15 protein-coding genes are annotated in these 15,120 nt (G+C 64.0%); 3 read left to right on the top strand and 12 right to left on the bottom strand.

What is annotated here, in order from left to right:
* Position 1: 1 nt before the first annotated feature.
* The 8 genes from AAF563_13895 to AAF563_13860 form a co-directional block, all read right to left on the bottom strand.
* Positions 2-634, bottom strand: coding sequence for a pseudaminic acid biosynthesis-associated methylase (locus AAF563_13895; GenBank protein ID MEM7122371.1), 633 nt, complete (start codon positions 632-634; stop codon positions 2-4).
* Positions 627-1,706, bottom strand: coding sequence for a pseudaminic acid synthase (pseI, locus tag AAF563_13890; protein MEM7122370.1), 1,080 nt, complete (start codon positions 1,704-1,706; stop codon positions 627-629). The genes AAF563_13895 and pseI overlap by 8 nt, the downstream gene beginning before the upstream one ends.
* Entirely contained in the window at positions 1,706-2,761 is a 1,056-nt protein-coding gene (gene pseG, locus AAF563_13885) for a UDP-2,4-diacetamido-2,4,6-trideoxy-beta-L-altropyranose hydrolase (protein ID MEM7122369.1), read from the bottom strand. The genes pseI and pseG overlap by 1 nt, the downstream gene beginning before the upstream one ends.
* A complete protein-coding gene (locus tag AAF563_13880) occupies positions 2,758-4,467 on the bottom strand; it encodes a hypothetical protein (protein MEM7122368.1) in 1,710 nt (569 codons plus the stop codon). Before AAF563_13880 ends, pseG begins: the two co-directional genes overlap by 4 nt.
* Entirely contained in the window at positions 4,464-5,171 is a 708-nt protein-coding gene (locus tag AAF563_13875; GenBank protein MEM7122367.1) for a glycosyltransferase family protein, read from the bottom strand. The genes AAF563_13880 and AAF563_13875 overlap by 4 nt, the downstream gene beginning before the upstream one ends.
* Before the next feature lie 14 nt (positions 5,172-5,185).
* Entirely contained in the window at positions 5,186-6,388 is a 1,203-nt protein-coding gene (gene pseC, locus AAF563_13870; GenBank protein MEM7122366.1) for a UDP-4-amino-4,6-dideoxy-N-acetyl-beta-L-altrosamine transaminase, read from the bottom strand.
* Positions 6,385-7,413 (bottom strand): UDP-N-acetylglucosamine 4,6-dehydratase (inverting), encoded by a 1,029-nt coding sequence (gene pseB, locus AAF563_13865; GenBank protein MEM7122365.1) that lies wholly within the window; start codon positions 7,411-7,413, stop codon positions 6,385-6,387. The genes pseC and pseB overlap by 4 nt, the downstream gene beginning before the upstream one ends.
* Positions 7,414-7,662: 249 nt before the next feature.
* Entirely contained in the window at positions 7,663-8,409 is a 747-nt protein-coding gene (locus tag AAF563_13860) for a class I SAM-dependent methyltransferase (GenBank protein MEM7122364.1), read from the bottom strand.
* Positions 8,410-8,576: 167 nt separating this feature from the next.
* Between AAF563_13860 and AAF563_13855 the strand changes: the two genes are divergently transcribed.
* Entirely contained in the window at positions 8,577-9,938 is a 1,362-nt protein-coding gene (locus AAF563_13855; protein ID MEM7122363.1) for a hypothetical protein, read from the top strand.
* Positions 9,939-9,941: 3 nt separating this feature from the next.
* Here AAF563_13855 and AAF563_13850 read toward each other — a convergent pair whose 3' ends face one another.
* The 4 genes from AAF563_13850 to AAF563_13835 form a co-directional block, all read right to left on the bottom strand.
* A complete protein-coding gene (locus tag AAF563_13850) occupies positions 9,942-10,580 on the bottom strand; it encodes a winged helix-turn-helix transcriptional regulator (protein ID MEM7122362.1) in 639 nt (212 codons plus the stop codon).
* Positions 10,581-10,719: 139 nt separating this feature from the next.
* A complete protein-coding gene (locus AAF563_13845; protein ID MEM7122361.1) occupies positions 10,720-11,220 on the bottom strand; it encodes a transcription termination/antitermination NusG family protein in 501 nt (166 codons plus the stop codon).
* 3 nt (positions 11,221-11,223) lie between these two features.
* Complete coding sequence (locus AAF563_13840) at positions 11,224-12,252, bottom strand: KpsF/GutQ family sugar-phosphate isomerase (protein ID MEM7122360.1); 1,029 nt, start codon at positions 12,250-12,252, stop codon at positions 11,224-11,226.
* Positions 12,249-13,526: an O-antigen ligase family protein gene (locus AAF563_13835; protein ID MEM7122359.1), complete on the bottom strand. Its 1,278-nt coding sequence runs from the start codon at positions 13,524-13,526 to the stop codon at positions 12,249-12,251. Before AAF563_13835 ends, AAF563_13840 begins: the two co-directional genes overlap by 4 nt.
* A gap of 158 nt (positions 13,527-13,684) precedes the next feature.
* On the opposite strand from AAF563_13835, the gene AAF563_13830 reads away from it, so the two are divergent.
* Both AAF563_13830 and AAF563_13825 read left to right on the top strand, forming a co-directional pair.
* The gene (locus AAF563_13830; GenBank protein MEM7122358.1) at positions 13,685-14,707 is read left to right on the top strand and encodes a glycosyltransferase family 4 protein; all 1,023 of its coding nucleotides are present in this window, start codon (positions 13,685-13,687) and stop codon (positions 14,705-14,707) included.
* A partial coding sequence (locus AAF563_13825) for a polysaccharide biosynthesis protein (protein MEM7122357.1) occupies positions 14,704-15,120 on the top strand: 417 nt, incomplete at its 3' end. The genes AAF563_13830 and AAF563_13825, both read left to right, overlap by 4 nt.

The following is a 15,120-nucleotide window of genomic DNA, read 5'->3' as shown; positions in this document are numbered from 1 at the left end:
GTCAGGGTTTTCTGAACAACCACCAGGTCAGATTGCCCAGGCCGGTCAAGCGGCGCCAAAAGAACCCATAGTCCAGGCACGTGAGCGAGGGATGAGCGTCGAGCAGAGCGCCGCCGAAATCGCGCCTGAACAACAGACCCTTCTGGCCGCGATACTCGATCTCCTCGGGCTGATCGGAAAAGTACTCAACAAGCACGATATAGCGCCTTGCGACGCGGACAATCTCGCTGAAGGCCGCCGGCAGATCGTCAGGCGCGACGTGAATCAACACACCGCTCGTGAACACAAGGTCGGCGGCGGCGTCCCCCAGCGGCAGTGATTGAAGCGTTCCCTCGTGAACGTCTGACCGATCGAGAACGCCGGATTCGGCAAGCACGTTGCGCGCGGCATCGTTGGGTTCGACGGCCATCAAACGTGCCGGACAAACCCGCTTGAGGGCATGCAGGTTGATACCAACATTGGCGCCGGCTTCCAGGACTTCCTGCGGCGGCTGCGCGTCGGTGGCCCGCAGGATGCGCGACCACATGCGCGCCCGTGCGACAACCGCCGTCTCCTCGACCGGGTTGCGCTGCCGATACGCCGCGCCGAAATCGCCGCGCCACGCCGAAAGCTGGGGCGAAGTCTCATCAGTCATTGTCGTTTCCGCCCGCAGTTTCGGTGTCGTCAATCAGATCCCAGGTCAACGGCGTGCCCTTGGCGATGTACCGGCGCGCGCGCCTATCGAGAACGCGGGGGAGGTGTTTCGGCGCAAGTCCAAAGCCCGGCCTGATCGAGCGAACGTTTTCGCCGGTCAGCAGGTTGCCGGCCTCGATATCCGTGACCGCATAGAGCGATCGCCTGACGTCGAGCTCTGTTGCCTCGCTGGCAACTGGACCGTAGACAACGTCGCCGAGCGCGTCGTGCGCCGCGTTGACGCTTTGAACGAGGTCGGCGAGTTCGTCAGGTTCCAGGGAAAAGTCGGCGTCGGGTCCGCCATCGGCGCGCCGCAATGTCACGTGCTTTTCGATCACGCAGGCGCCAAGCGCGACCGCAGCGACCGACGCGGCAACGCCCATGGAGTGATCTGAAAGGCCTGGAACCACATCGAATGCGGCCGCCAAGTTCGGGATGGTCTTCAGGTTCATGTCACCGAAAGGCGTCGGATAGCCGCTGACGCAGTGCAACAGCACCACGCCGCCTGTGCCAGCGCCACGGGCAGCGGCGACCGCATCAGCCATGTCGCCGAGCGACGCCATGCCGGATGAGATGACAAGCGGCTTGCCGGTCTTCGCGGCATACTCAATCAGCGGCAGATCAACGATCTCGAACGACGCGATTTTGTAAGCTGGCGCGTCAAGGCTGGCCAACAGATCGATCGCCGTCGGATCGAATGGCGAGGAGAAGACAGTAATGCCGAGCTCTCGGCCCTTGGCGAACAGATCCTCGTGCCAGTCCCAGGGTGTGTGGGCTTCGGTATAGAGATCATAGAGCGTCCGTCCGTCCCACAACCCGCCTTCCATGGTGAAGCCGGGTCCGTCATGGTCGATCGTGATCGTGTCGGCCGTATAGGTCTGCAATTTGACGGCATCCGCGCCGGCCTCCTTGCACGCCTCCATGATCGCAAAGGCGCGCGAGATGTCGCCGTTGTGGTTGCCGGACATTTCGGCGATCACATAGGGCGGGTGCGCAGGCCCGATAGGGCGGCCGGCAATGGTGACATCGCGCATCAGTTCTCTCCCGCGGCCATGCCCAATCGATGTGTGCCAATCGTTGCCGATACGACCTCGTGACCGCCACGGCCATTGCAGAGCGCGGCGGCGTTGCCGGCGATGACACCGCGTGCTTCGGGGTCTGCCAACAACGGTTTCAGGACGTCCGCCAGATCGGCAGCATTGAGCGTCTCGATATCACCGGCCACAACAGCGGCGTTGCTCTCGCCAAGCGCATTGGCCAGACCGCGCTGGTTCTCCGCGATCACGACAAGGACTGTCGGCAGCCCGAGGACGCACCGCTCAAGGGCGGAGACGCCGCCGGCACCAATGGCGACATCAGCCGCCGCCAACAGCGGCGCGGGATCCGGAACGTCGATGTGGAACCGGACGTGCCCGGCCGCCTGCTCCTGCAAGTCGCCAAGATGTGGCGCCGCCGATGAGAGAATGACGTCGATCGCGGCATCGGTCTCGGACAGCGCAAGAGCCTTCAACGCCAAATGCGTGGCGTTGACAGGATCGGTCCCGCCGAAAGCGACAAGAACCTTCTGCACGCTGTCGGTCCCCCGTCGCCTTGCACACGAGGCCTCCCGCTGATGCGCGAACGCAGACCGCAAGGGCGCGTAGGCGCCACCCAATAACTGCTGACAACTCTGCGGCACCAACCCGTCATAGTTCAGACGTTCCGCGCCAAGATTGGGATTGAGCAAGGTGTCGCAATCCAGAAACCGGCGCTGCGCCGTGTCATCGATGGCGAGCAGATGATCAGCAAACGGCCGGCAGTGACCGAGATAGTCGCCACCGAGCGCCGGGTGATCCACCACCGCCATCGCCACGTGACCGTCGCTTGCTTTGGCGACCTCTGCCGCTTGTTCGCGCTCGTCGCCGGTGACGTCAATCAACTCGAAATGCCCGCCGATGATGGACGCGACACTGTCGGTCGGATGTTCTGAGGCGAACACCGGACGCCAGCCGAAATCAGTTAGCGCCTCAGCCAAGCCCAGGCATCGATAGACGTGGCCCAACCCCATCTGCGGACCGCCATCGCAACGCAAGCTCACGATGTCGCTCACGCCGCGGCTCCCGTTTCGGCAATGCCCTCGACAAGTCCCCTTTCACGTTCGGGGGACCGATAACCGAGCGCGCGGCTCATCTTGAAGACGTGATAGTAGGGGTCCGCCGCAACGGTCCATTCGCGGAGCATGGCGATCTCCTTGTCGATGGCGTCGCGGTGTTCGTTCAGGAAATTCGGCAACCCCCGCCAGATCGCGTTCTGGTTGGCGTCGTCGGGAAAGACGTAGCTGCCCTGCCAGTCTGGCACGCAAAAATACCAGCCCGCGAAGGCGCGGGCCTGTCTGGAGCACGCGGCCATGTCCGACGCTGTCCACCAGGCCGTCTCAAGTGTTGCCGCATATGCCTCGGGACTGCGGCAGGTAACGGCGAAGTCGGCGTCGCTGTACCAACCGGGATAGGCCACAAGCACCGGCGTGCCAACGGCCGCCGCTTCGATACCGGCCGTTCCGTGACAGGTGACAAGTCCATCGATCGCCTCCAGGACGTCGTGGCCTGTCCATGATGTTTCCATCAAGGCGATGTGGTCCTGGTCGTTATCGGCCAGCATGTCGGCCAACGTCACGCCGTTGATCTTGCCGTACCACTCGTCGCACGGATGGGCCTTGAACAACCAGTTGGCGTCGCTATTGGCGGTTGCCGCGTCGATGGTGATCGCCATCCAATCGACGAAGTCGCGATACGGCATGCTGTCGGTGAAGTGGGGATAGTCAAACCAATTGGAGGCATAGACGGCGATGATCGGCTTCTGCGGATCCCAACCGTAATGCGCCGCGATATCGCGCCGGCTGACCCGTTCGCTCCGGCGCTGATAGGCATACACGGCGCCCACATCGCCGGTGTCACCACCGAAGCGCTGACGTAGGTAGGCCATGCCGTTTTCGGCAAGCGACGCATACTGCACGGGCGACAGTGACTCCCAGTCCCCCCGGTTCGGTCGCCCTGGATAGCTGAACACCTGATCTTGCCCGTCGATCCGGATGAAGCGGGCACTGCCGTAGTCGCCATAGAGCACGATGACCTTCGCGCCACGGGTAACCGCCGCCCAAATGAGTGCGGTGTGGGCGAAGTCGACCGCATGGCTCGTCACCAGCAAGTCGGCCCGGCAGTCTTCTAAAAGGTCGTCGGCATGCTGGACGGCCGAAAGCGCTTCGGCGACGTAGTCGACCAACATGGGATCGTTGAGATCGACGACACCGCGGCGCTGCCGCTTCAAAACACCGTCATAGACGATTGTCGCCGGAAAGCCGTTCGGCAACTGCCAGGCCAGGATCTCTTCCGGCCGGCTTGTGCGCGACAGCAGGTCTTCGGCTTGCCGGCGAAAGCGCCGACGATGTCTGACATGCCGCCCGAAGTCTCGCACGTCGTCGATACCAAACGCGGTGAATGCTTCGGCAACGGGATCGCGGCTGAATTCGCCAACGACGCCGACCTCGTTCACCTTTGCCAGACCAAGGGCGCGACGCAGGAATGCGTACCGGGTCCAGAAATTCGCGTTGTCCCATTGGCCATCGACGAGCACATTCGTGAACACCGGATCGGGTGTGTCACGCGAACTCAGGTCATGGAGTATCGCCAACCCGACGCGACGACGTGTCGTGTACTCGCGCACCTGGGCACGCCGCGACGGCGACCAGCTGCGAGCGACATTGACGCCGTCGCGAGCCAGCCGAGAGATTGGCGCAACAAGATTCGACCGCAGGCTCATGCGTCCGCCACGCGCTCGACAAACCTATTTTGGTTGATGGCGTCTAGGTGCGGGTGCTGCTTGATCAAGCCGAACGTCTCTTGCCACCGCAGCGGCGTCTCGCCCAGCGCAAACAGTTCGCGCATGAAGTCCAAGTCCTCCGGCCAGTCGAGCGTCCATCGCTGCCGCGCCATCTCGCCGCCCGGTCCCACGAGCGAAGCGCGCCTAAAGGACAACTCGCGCCTGATCCATGGGGCAACGTGTTCGCGATCGGACATCTCCGTCGCCGCTGCATCGGCGCGGTGCAGCGCATCCGCGGTGAAGACCTCGCAGTCGAGACCATGCGGAAACGCCGGCTCGAAGTCGTTGGCCGCAACGTCGGCATTCTCCGTTTGACGCAATGACAAGACGTCACCGCAGAGGTAGGGATCGATCAACGGACAATCGCTCGTCACGCGCATCACGATGTCGGCTTCGGTTTCAATGGCCGCCTTGGCATAGCGCGCGAGTACATCATCGTGCGACCCGCGAACGAGATGCACACCTGAGTGATCGACTTCGTCGGCGACATCATCATCACGATGACCTTCCGGTACCGCGCAACAGACATCGTCGATGCCCGGTATCGATCGACAGCGGTGCAACACCTCGGCAAGCACCGTTCGTTCGCCAAGCGAAGCCAGAACCTTTCCCGGCAACCTTGTCGACCCGAAACGCGCTTGCACAATGCATACGGATCTCAATGTCGTCCCGTCGCCTCACGCAATGCCGCGACAACGCGTGCGACATCCGCATTCGTCATCGTCGGGTAGAGTGGCAGCGACAAGCAGCGTCCGTAATAGGCATCGGCGCCGGGCAGATCGAGGTTGCCGTGGCGCTCACGGTAATAGGGCTGGCGGTGGACGGGAATGTAGTGAACTTGCGTACCGATGCCGCTTTGCCGGAGCTGATGCATCACCGCCGCGCGCTCCTTACCGATGCCATCGAAATCGATCAGCACCGCATAGAGGTGCCAGCCGCTTGAGCCATAGCAAACCCGGGACACCGGCCGGACCTGAGGTGCAAGCGGTGTAAGGGCCTCATCGTAGATATCCGCCAATTTGTGCCGCGCGCCGACAAACCGCTCGAGCTTCGACAGCTGGCTGGTTCCCAACGCGCAGTGAATGTCGCTGGCACGGTAGTTGAAGGCCGGCGCGTGCAGCTCGTAGTACCAGGGATTAGCGTCGCCCTCTGCATCGAACGCCATGGCACCGTTCTCAAACAGCGCGGCGTCACGAACCAGACCATGGTTCCGCAAGCCGCGCAGCGAAGCGGCGAGGTCGTCATCGTTGGTCGTCAGGACGCCACCCTCACCCATCGCAATCGTCTTCACCGGATGCAGTGAGAACATCGCCATGTCGCTGTTGACGCAGCCGCCGACCGGACGGTCATGCGCCGTGCCGCCAAGGGCGTGGCACGCATCCTCGACAATTCTGAGACCATGACGATCAGCGACCTCTTTGATCCCAGCCATGTCTGCCGACTGGCCGTTCAAGTGAACGGGATAAACCGCACGCGGTGCTGCATCGCCACGGCGCGCCAGGGCCGCTTCCAGCGTCGCCGGCGTCATGAGACCAGTGTCAGCATCGACATCGGCGAACAACACGTCGGCGCCAACCAATTCGGCGACATTGGCCGTTGCGACAAACGTGATCGACGGCACGACCACCGCATCGCCCGGACCAAGCCCCAAGGCCAGCGTCGCCAGGTGGAGGGCGGCGGTACCGCTGCTCAGCGCGACCGCATGACGCGCTCCGGTGGCGGCCGCAAAGGCGGTTTCGAAGGCATCAACCGCCGGGCCGGTGGTCAGGAAGTCGCTTTTCAGGACCGCGCTGACAGCGGCGATATCGTCGGCCTCGATGGTGTGGCGGCCGTAGGGGAGGAAGGGTGGTTCGGCGCTCATACGCCCGCTTCGTTCAGGAGGCCGATCAGACCTTCTGCGTCCAGCGTTTCACCGTTGCGGTTGCTGGCGTACACGAAGCCGTCCTCGACACGGGAAGCGCCGTTATCCAGATAGGGATCGGTATCCCACCAGCTGAACACCGGCTCGATGACATAACGATCGTCCAGTTCGACGGTGGAGCGTGAGTCATCTTCGGTGATCATGATTTCGTGCAGCTTCTCGCCGGGGCGAATGCCGATCACCTTGTGGGCGGCATCTGGCGCCAGCGCGCGGGCCAGATCGATCAGGGTCGTCGACGGGATCTTGGGCACGAAAATCTCACCGCCGGTCATCATGGCGAGCGAGGAAAGAACGAAGTCGACGCCTTGCTGCAGGGTGATCCAGAACCGCGTCATGCGCGCGTCCGTTACCGGCAGTTCCGTCGCGCCATCGGCAAGAAGATTGCGGAACACAGGCACGACGCTGCCGCGCGATCCCAGAACATTGCCATAGCGCACCACGGCAAACCGTGTACCGACCGACCCCGCCATGTTGTTCCCTGCAACAAAGATCTTGTCGGACGCGAGCTTGCTGGCGCCATAGAGATTGATCGGGTTGGCCGCCTTGTCGGTGGAAAGCGCGACGACCTTTTTGACTCCCATGCGGATGGCAGCCTGGACAATGTTCTCCGCGCCCATGACGTTCGTGTGCACGCACTCGAACGGATTGTACTCGGCGGTCGTGATCTGCTTCAGCGCGGCCGCGTGGATCACGATATCCACATCCCGCATCGCGCTTTCAAGGCGACCGACGTCGCGCACATCGCCGATGAAGAATCGCATGCAGGTCTTCTGGCTGATGGCGGGATCCTGCTGCATCTCGAACTGCTTGAGTTCGTCGCGCGACAGCACCGCCAACCGCGCGGGCTCATAGCGCTCAAGCACCGTCTTGACGAACGCGCGACCAAAGGAGCCGGTCCCGCCGGTGACCAGGATGGAGGCGCCGTTCAGATCCGGCGTCGGCGTATCGAAACGTCGAGAGGTCATGGAGAAGGGCTGTTGGTGAGGAAAATCTGGGCTTTCGGCATGCTACCGCAGGCCGGGTGCACAGCATTTTTTGCCGCTTGGCGCCACCAGCCTGGCCACAATGTTCAGTTAATGAACGCCGCCGTCAAGTTCATTTCTTGAACACTATGAAAACTGGCCGATTTCGGCCACAAATCAATATGCTGCAGTGCAGCATTCACCTCAAAAGACCCCGTTGCAAGCGTCGTGCATAGGACCGGTGTTGGCCTGTCACAACGCACGGCCGATCGGGAAGGTTCGCCCGGAGTGAACGTAGTAGCTCTCCGGCTCCGTCGCGGCGGCGCGCCGGGCGATGTAGGCGACCCGGTTCTGCGCCAGACTGTACGATTGACGGGCATGACAGGACGACAAGGCGATCTCGTCGAAACCAACCATGGCGAGCCAGGCGCCGACCGCCTTGCGCGACGGCACATGGGTCACGTTCATGCTGAGGTGCGCGCGTGTCATCGCCGCCTTGGGCTGATCGTGCCAGATCTCGACGCAGTTCTGGCTGCGCAAGAGGCCGCGCCGCGCGGTCGCCGTCTCCATGACCAAGAGGCCGTCGGGCGCCAGCCAGTCGTAGAGCCGCGCCAGCATGCGAAGCTGCTCGGGGTTATGATAGAGGACGCCGGTACACCAGATGAGATCGAACGGCACGACGTCATCGAACATGGTGTCATACATGACATTCCCGACGCGGATCTCGACCTGGTCGGCGATGCCCTTGGCAGCCAGGTTCTTGTCCAGGTGCTCCGTCCACTGCGGCATTTCCGCCAGTGTCAGGCGATCGGGCACCAGGGTCAGCAAGCGCTTGGTGTCGTCGGCCTCCATCGGGCCGATCTCCAGCACGTTCGCGACGCGCCGCTCGCCAAGCCGCGCCTTCAGGTCTTCGAAGAGAAAGTGCCGGTAATCGCGCTTGTCGCCCTTCAGCCGGCGCATTGCACGCCGCGGCAGATCCAAGCTGCGCCACAAGATCATCACGTGCCGTCGTCCCCCACTGGCGATGCCGCGCTTCCAGATCCCCCCGCATGCCATGACGCAAGGGGGATGTCGAGCGATCCGATGACGCAGGGAAAGCAAACCCTATTCGTCGTCAGGCGTCGCGATGGTAAACAGACACAGCCGAAGTGTTTCCAGGGTATGCCATGGAGCATCCTGTCAGCCGGACCGGTGTCTGGTTTGTCGCGCCTATCCTGCTGATCGCCGTCGCCTTGCGGCTGATCGGCTTGGACTATGGCCTGCCGTTCCCCTTGATACCCGGCGAAATGGCCGGCGTTGTCGGGGTGCCGCCGGATAATGGCGTGCTTGTCGCCGGGCGTCTGTTGAGCCTGCTGCTTTCCACCGCGACGGTTTGGCTGGCCTGGCGCCTGGCCCTTGATCTGTTCGACAGCCCTGTCGCCGGCCTGGTCGCCGCCGCGTTGCTTGCCACGTCATGGTATGCGGCCTTGCTTGGCCACACCGCGCTTGGCTGGTCGGCGACGGGTTTCGCCTTATGGCTCGTGATCTGGCGCGCCCATCGCTGGCTTGGCAGGCCGACCGCGGCGGGCCTCATACCTTTGGTCCTGGCGCTGGTCGTCGCTCTCGTCATCGTGGTCTTCTGGCTGATGCCGTCCGTCAGCTTTGACCGCGGCATGGCCGCTGGTGGGCCCATGACGGTTGGCGACTATGTCGGCGCTGTGCTGCGCGCCGACCCGGTGTTGGCGGTTGCCGGTGTCGTCGGCGTGTTGTCGTTTGTCCTCACACGGCCGGTGACGGCCGCCTTGTTGGCCGCCGCTTTCGCCATCGGTCTCATCGTTGCCGCCTGGTGCTTGGGCGACGAAGCGGCCCTGGTTCCCCTGCTACCGCTGCTGGCGCTGGGCGCCGGCGGCGGCGCGGCAAGACTGGCGCGTTGGCTCGGCCGACGCCGCGCGCTCTCAAGACTTGTCGTGGGCCTGGCTGCCATCGCCCTGCTCTATCCGCTGGCCACCGCCGGGTGGATGGCGTGGCTCATGGCCCAGGACGACACCCGGCTTCAGGCGCGCGCATGGCTGCAGGAGCACCTGCCGCCCGACCTGCCGCTCGTCGTCGACATGGCGCCGGTCACGGTCGAGACGAACAATAGAGGCTTGGAGGATCAGGCAGCGCTCGCGCCCGGCGGCCTCAGCCATGCGCCGCCTGCCGACCATGGCGGCGTGGCCTACCGCACGGTCCACATCAACGATCTGCCGTCCGACATGGTGTCAGGCGATGCCGGGTTCCTGTTGTTCGACGAGCTCGTGAGCCATGGCTTCTTCACCTATGTGATCGCCGTCCGACCGGACCGCCAGGCGACCAACTTTCAGATCGCCGCGCTTGAATCGACCGTGCGCCTGGATGAGTTCGTGCCGTCGTTCGACTACCGCGCGCCGCTGGCGCCAGACTTCGCGTCGGGCCGACTGGCGACAGCGCCGGTTTGGTCGTTCTTTCTGCTGGAACGATTGGGGCCGCCGACATCGGTGGCCTTCGCCGCCTACGCGGCCAGCCAATAACAATCAGGCGGCGCCACGGTCGGCTGACGAGCTGCGCAACATATAGAGGTGCAGGACGTCCGGCATGATGATCCGATCGGCCGGGACGATTTCCTCAAGCTTGGCGAAAGCCTCCTCGCCGTTCTTGGCGACGGCCAGGACCCAACGGTCTGCCTCCGGCGGATCGGACGGGTCAATCGCCGGGACGCCACGCACGGTGTGACTGGTCCCAAGCGGATTGAAAACGCCGACAATCTCGACCGGCGTCGAAAGGCTGGAGAGGATACCGACCTCGACCAGTTCGTCGTCGCCGCACAGGATGACGCGGCAATGCCCGGCTTCGGCCAGATCGCCATAAAGACGGTCGAAGCTGCTCAAACCGCGGCGCAGCGCGCCGAACGAATCCGACAGGTACTGTGCGGTCAGCCGGCTCTTTTCGGCGAAACCCTGAGGCGTCAGGTAGTAACGATAGCGCCGGCGCGGCACCTGCTGGATCTTGACGAGCCCCTTGTGGACGCAGCGCTTGATGTAAGCGTTGACCATGCCCAGCGCGACGCCCAGCTCATCGGCCAGGTCGCGCTGCGACACGTTCTGGTCACCGTCGATACGATCCAGAATCTGGCGGATTGCCTCGTCTTCGCTTGCTTCGCGCCGGGTTGTCACCGCTTGCGGCCCATCCGTTTCATGGGCGAACCGGCACCACATCGCCGGTCCGTTTCACCACCTTGTTCATAAATCGAACACTGATGTCAAGTCGAACACGACGGGCATGCGGGAGAGTCCGGCGCCATCCGCGATGGCGTCAGGCGCGCTCCAATTGGTCCGCGCTGACGGTGACTTTGACCTCGCGCCCGAGCAGGCTGAGCATGATCGCGACCCGCTCGTTATCGCCCATGTCCAGGAAGATCCCTTCGAGATCGGCGAACGGTCCGTCGGCGATCCTGACGGCATCGCCGGCCTCCAGCGTCTCGGCCGGATTGATACGCACCAGCCCTTCCTGATCAACCCGGGCGCGGATTGCCTCGACGACCGCATCGGCCATCGGCGTCGGCTTTTCGGCGCCACCGACCAACGCTTGGATGCCGACGGTGCCGAGCACGCTGCGCCACCGCTCGGCATCCAGATCCAAGTGGACGAACAGATAGCGCGGGAACAGCGGGCGGCGCACCCAGTCGGTGCGGCGTGCGTGACGGCGCCGCTTGTTGAACTCCGGCAGCCACGCTTCGAACCCTTGATTGGTCAGATGGTCGAGCGCCCGGCGCTCGCTCTGTGCTTTGGTATGGGCGACGTACCAGCGTTTCATGGCTCAATCGCCGTTGGGCAATCGGTCTGCCCGTGCGGTCACGTCCAGATCGCTGGCGACCAAGTCGTGGATCTGCACCGCCCCGACCAGGGTGCCGTCGCTGTCGGAGCACAAAAGGAACGTATAGCGATAGGTCTCCATCAGCCGCAACGCGTCGCCCATCAGGGCATCGGCGTCGATGGCCGTCGGCTTGGACGTCATGATGGCCGCGGCGGTCTTGTTGTGAAAACCGTCGCGGTCGCGCGCCGCGTTGCGGATGTCGCCGTCGGAAATGACGCCGACCTCGTCCGCGCGCACGGCTTCGTCGCGTGACTTGTTGCTGACGACGCCGAAACCACGCCGGCCCAACGCGACCTTCTCCAGCACGTCAAAGATGGAGTCATCCGGACCCAACCACGCCAGCCGCTCAATCGGCGTCATCAGGTCGCGCACCTTCTTGAGTTTCTTCCCCAGCAGGCCGCCGGGGTGATAGCGGCGGAACTCATCGGCGGTGAAGCCGCGCAGGTTCAAGCTGGCGATCATCAAGGCGTCGCCGATTGAGAGTGTCGTCGTCGATGACGATGTCGGGGCTAGACGATGCAGGCCGGCTTCCTCGTCGACCAGCGTTTCAATGACCCAGTCGCTATAACCGGCAAGCGGACACTCCTTGACCGCCGTAATCAGTGCGATCTGGCAACCGAACTCCTTCAGCGCCGGTGCCAGGACCATCAACTCCTCCGTCGTGCCGGAGTGACTGAGCAGGATGGCAAGCGTCGCGTGGCTGGCCATGCCGAGATCGCCATGCAGCGCTTCCTGGGGATGCACGAAGACGGCGCGGTGGCCGACACCGGTCAACCCGGCCGCCAGCTTGTTGCCGATATGGCCCGACTTACCGACGCCGATAACGACGGTGAAACTGTCGTCGCGCGACAAAGCCTGGGCTGCCTGAACGAAGTCGTCGCCCAGCCCATCGGCCGCGCGGCCAAGGCAGGCCGCGGCCTCGCGCAAGACCTCGCGGCCAGCCTCCAACGGATGTCCCAGTTTTGCCGTCATGTCGCCGTCACCTTAGGCGACCGGCTGGAACTCACCAAACCCGGTGTCAGCGGCGCGATCGCCAGGCTTGCCATCAGGACGAATGTCGCCTGCCACCAGAACGCCCAGAACGAATAGCTGATCAGCGAGACAAGAAAGAAGATGGCGCACACCGCCAGAAGCGTGGCGCCCGGTGCACCATCGCGCCGTGTGGCGCGGATGCCACCGACAGCCAGAACGATCAGCGCAACAGACATTGCCGCGAAACCGACGACGCCCGTTTCAGCCAGCACCTCGATCGCCCAGTTATGGGGGTGCGAGGGAATGAACTCGACACCGGATCCAGGCACGATGTCGTTGGCGCCCGGAAGTTTGTCGATCACGTCGATGCCCCAGCCGAAGATCGGCGCTTCGGTAAAGCGCTGCAGAGAAGCATCCCAGATCGTCTGGCGGTGCGCGTCGACCAACCAGATCGGCAGGTCGAGCGCGGCCTCGATCTGGTTGTTCCGCTCGTTGGTCGCAAACGCAATGGCAATGCCGGCCGCCATGATCAGGGCAACCGCGCCGATCAACCAGGCACGGCCGATGCGCCAGACAAACCAGCAGGCGAAGATGCCGCCGCCGACGGCCGCGGCAACCAGTCCGGCGCGGCTCTCGAGCACGATGAGCAGCGCCAAGGCCAGAAACTGAAAGATGACCGCCGGTGCGCGCCAACGCGCATCCATGCGCCAGCCAGCCCACAAGACGACCGGCATCGCGCACGCGATCGCCGTGCCATAGGACTTCAACACGGACACCGCGAGGTTCGCTTGATCAAGGTTGGCGCCGTGACCGCGCAGCGAGAGCAGCGGATCCGGCCACATCAGCACCGTAACCAAACCCACCGCAGCACCGGCCAGCGCCGTCACGATCAGCGCCTTGAGCGCGAGGTCATGCAAGTGCGGCGCGCGGCGCAGCAGACTGACCAGCGCCACGGCCGCGACCAGAAGCGCGATCATGCGCGCCCAGATCTTGGCCGACAGCGCCACCTCCGGCGAGCCGATGACGCTGACCAGCCACAATGCGAAGGTGACGGCGACGGCCGTGCCCAGCGGCGTCTTGATCGCTGCCGTAACGTCGTAGACCAGGCGCGAACGGTCGCTTGTGACCACCAGGCCAATGATGGCAATGGCGATCGCCACGGCCATGCCCGCGCGGCCCAGGATCAGGATCGGCACCGATGCACCCAACGCCACCGCGGCCAGCGACGCCGCGTAACGCGACGCGGCCGAGCTGTTTTCGTCGACAATCTCCATCAAGACGCCTTGTTCACCGGTTCCGCGGCGTCGGCATATCACCGGCCAAGGCGCGCGGGCAACCGTTTGGACCGCACCGCCGCTCTCTCAAGCTCCCAAACAGGGCCATGCGGGCCGGTGCTGCCATCCGACGGCAAACTTCTCTATAACCCACCGCCATGTGGACGATTACCCTGCTCGCCGCGTTTCTGACCGGGTTTGCCACTTGGGCCATGACCCGCATGGTACTGGAGATGCTGCGCGAACGCGACATCATGGACCGGCCCAACGACCGGTCCAGCCATGGCGCGCCGGTACCACGAGGCGGCGGGCTCGCGATTGTCACGATCGCCCTGCCAAGCTGGTTCATCCTGTGCTGGTTCACCGGCACGCTGGCCCATATGTGGCCGGTGCTGGCCGGCGCGCTGGTCCTGGCCGCCATTTCCTGGTGGGACGACATCAAGGATCTGCCGGCGCTACCGCGATTTGGTGCGCAGATCCTGGCCGTGGCCTTCGTCCTCAGCCTGCTGCCGGAGAATGTGCTGCTGTTTGACGGCCTGGTCCCAATCTGGGTCGAACGGGCGCTCCTGGCGGTTGCCTGGATCTGGTTCATCAACCTCTACAACTTCATGGACGGCATTGACGGCATGACCGGCGCCGAGACGATCGCCATTGCCGGCGGCCTTGCCATCCTGATCCTCGACCATGTGTCGCGCCAGGGCGGTGACTGGAGCCAGGCGGCTCTGGCCGCGGTCCTGGCCGGTGGCGCGGCGGGTTTCCTGGTCCTGAACTGGCACCCCGCCAGGATCTTCCTGGGCGATGTCGGCAGCGTCACACTGGGGTTTCTGCTTGGTTTCCTGTTGATCTGGCAGGCCGCCGCCATGGGTCACTGGATGGCCGCCCTGTTGCTGCCGCTCTATTACTGGGGCGACGCGACGACGACGCTGGTCATGCGCATGGCGCGCGGCGGCAAGTTCTGGCGGCCGCATCGCGACCACGCCTATCAGGCCGCGATCATGGGCGGACGTGATCATGCCTGGGTCGTCAAGCGCGTCTCGCTCGTGAACATCCTGCTGGTCGCCTGCGCCTATGCGTCGCTCATGGGCGGCTGGCTGGCCTGGATCGCGCTGGTGGTCGGCATGGTCACGGTCGCCGGTTTCCTGTGGTATCTTCGCAGCCAGAACAGGGCGGAAACCGCATGAAACGGCGCTATCGGCCATCGCGTTCGCACATCACCATGGTGCATGACGTGGTGATGGCGGGGCTTTCCTTTGTCATCGCGCTTTACCTGCGCCTTGGCGACGACATGTTCGCCCAGACGCGGCCCTACCTGTTGGAGGGCGTGGTGGTGTTTGCTGCCATCGCGGGCCTGGTCTTTCTGCGCACCGGCGTTTACCGCGGCGTCTGGCGCTATGCGTCGCTGCCCGATCTCTATGCGCTCGCCAAGGCGGTGACGCTGACGATCCTGATCTTCCTGCCGATCCTTTTCCTGTTCAGCCGCGCCGAGGACTACCCGCGCTCGGCGCTGGTCATCAACTGGTTCGTCCTGCTGGCGCTGACCGGCGGCTCGCGGATGATTTATCGCATCGCCAAGGACGGCGGTCTTTCCAACGTC

The sequence above is a fragment of the Pseudomonadota bacterium genome (assembly GCA_039028155.1).
GTDB lineage: Bacteria > Pseudomonadota > Alphaproteobacteria > SP197 > SP197 > JANQGO01.
This window is presented reverse-complemented; position numbering and strand designations above follow the sequence as displayed.

Bases quoted from the DNA above. Each gene is read 5' to 3' on its own strand.
- AAF563_13895 (MEM7122371.1), bottom strand. From the start codon at position 634: ATGACTGATGAGACTTCGCCCCAGCTTTCGGCGTGGCGCGGCGATTTC.
- pseI (MEM7122370.1), bottom strand. From the start codon at position 1,706: ATGCGCGATGTCACCATTGCCGGCCGCCCTATCGGGCCTGCGCACCCG.
- AAF563_13880 (MEM7122368.1), bottom strand. From the start codon at position 4,467: ATGAGCCTGCGGTCGAATCTTGTTGCGCCAATCTCTCGGCTGGCTCGC.
- pseC (MEM7122366.1), bottom strand. From the start codon at position 6,388: ATGAGCGCCGAACCACCCTTCCTCCCCTACGGCCGCCACACCATCGAG.
- pseB (MEM7122365.1), bottom strand. From the start codon at position 7,413: ATGACCTCTCGACGTTTCGATACGCCGACGCCGGATCTGAACGGCGCC.
- AAF563_13860 (MEM7122364.1), bottom strand. From the start codon at position 8,409: ATGATCTTGTGGCGCAGCTTGGATCTGCCGCGGCGTGCAATGCGCCGG.
- AAF563_13855 (MEM7122363.1), top strand. From the start codon at position 8,577: ATGGAGCATCCTGTCAGCCGGACCGGTGTCTGGTTTGTCGCGCCTATC.
- AAF563_13845 (MEM7122361.1), bottom strand. From the start codon at position 11,220: ATGAAACGCTGGTACGTCGCCCATACCAAAGCACAGAGCGAGCGCCGG.
- AAF563_13840 (MEM7122360.1), bottom strand. From the start codon at position 12,252: ATGACGGCAAAACTGGGACATCCGTTGGAGGCTGGCCGCGAGGTCTTG.
- AAF563_13835 (MEM7122359.1), bottom strand. From the start codon at position 13,526: ATGGAGATTGTCGACGAAAACAGCTCGGCCGCGTCGCGTTACGCGGCG.
- AAF563_13830 (MEM7122358.1), top strand. From the start codon at position 13,685: ATGTGGACGATTACCCTGCTCGCCGCGTTTCTGACCGGGTTTGCCACT.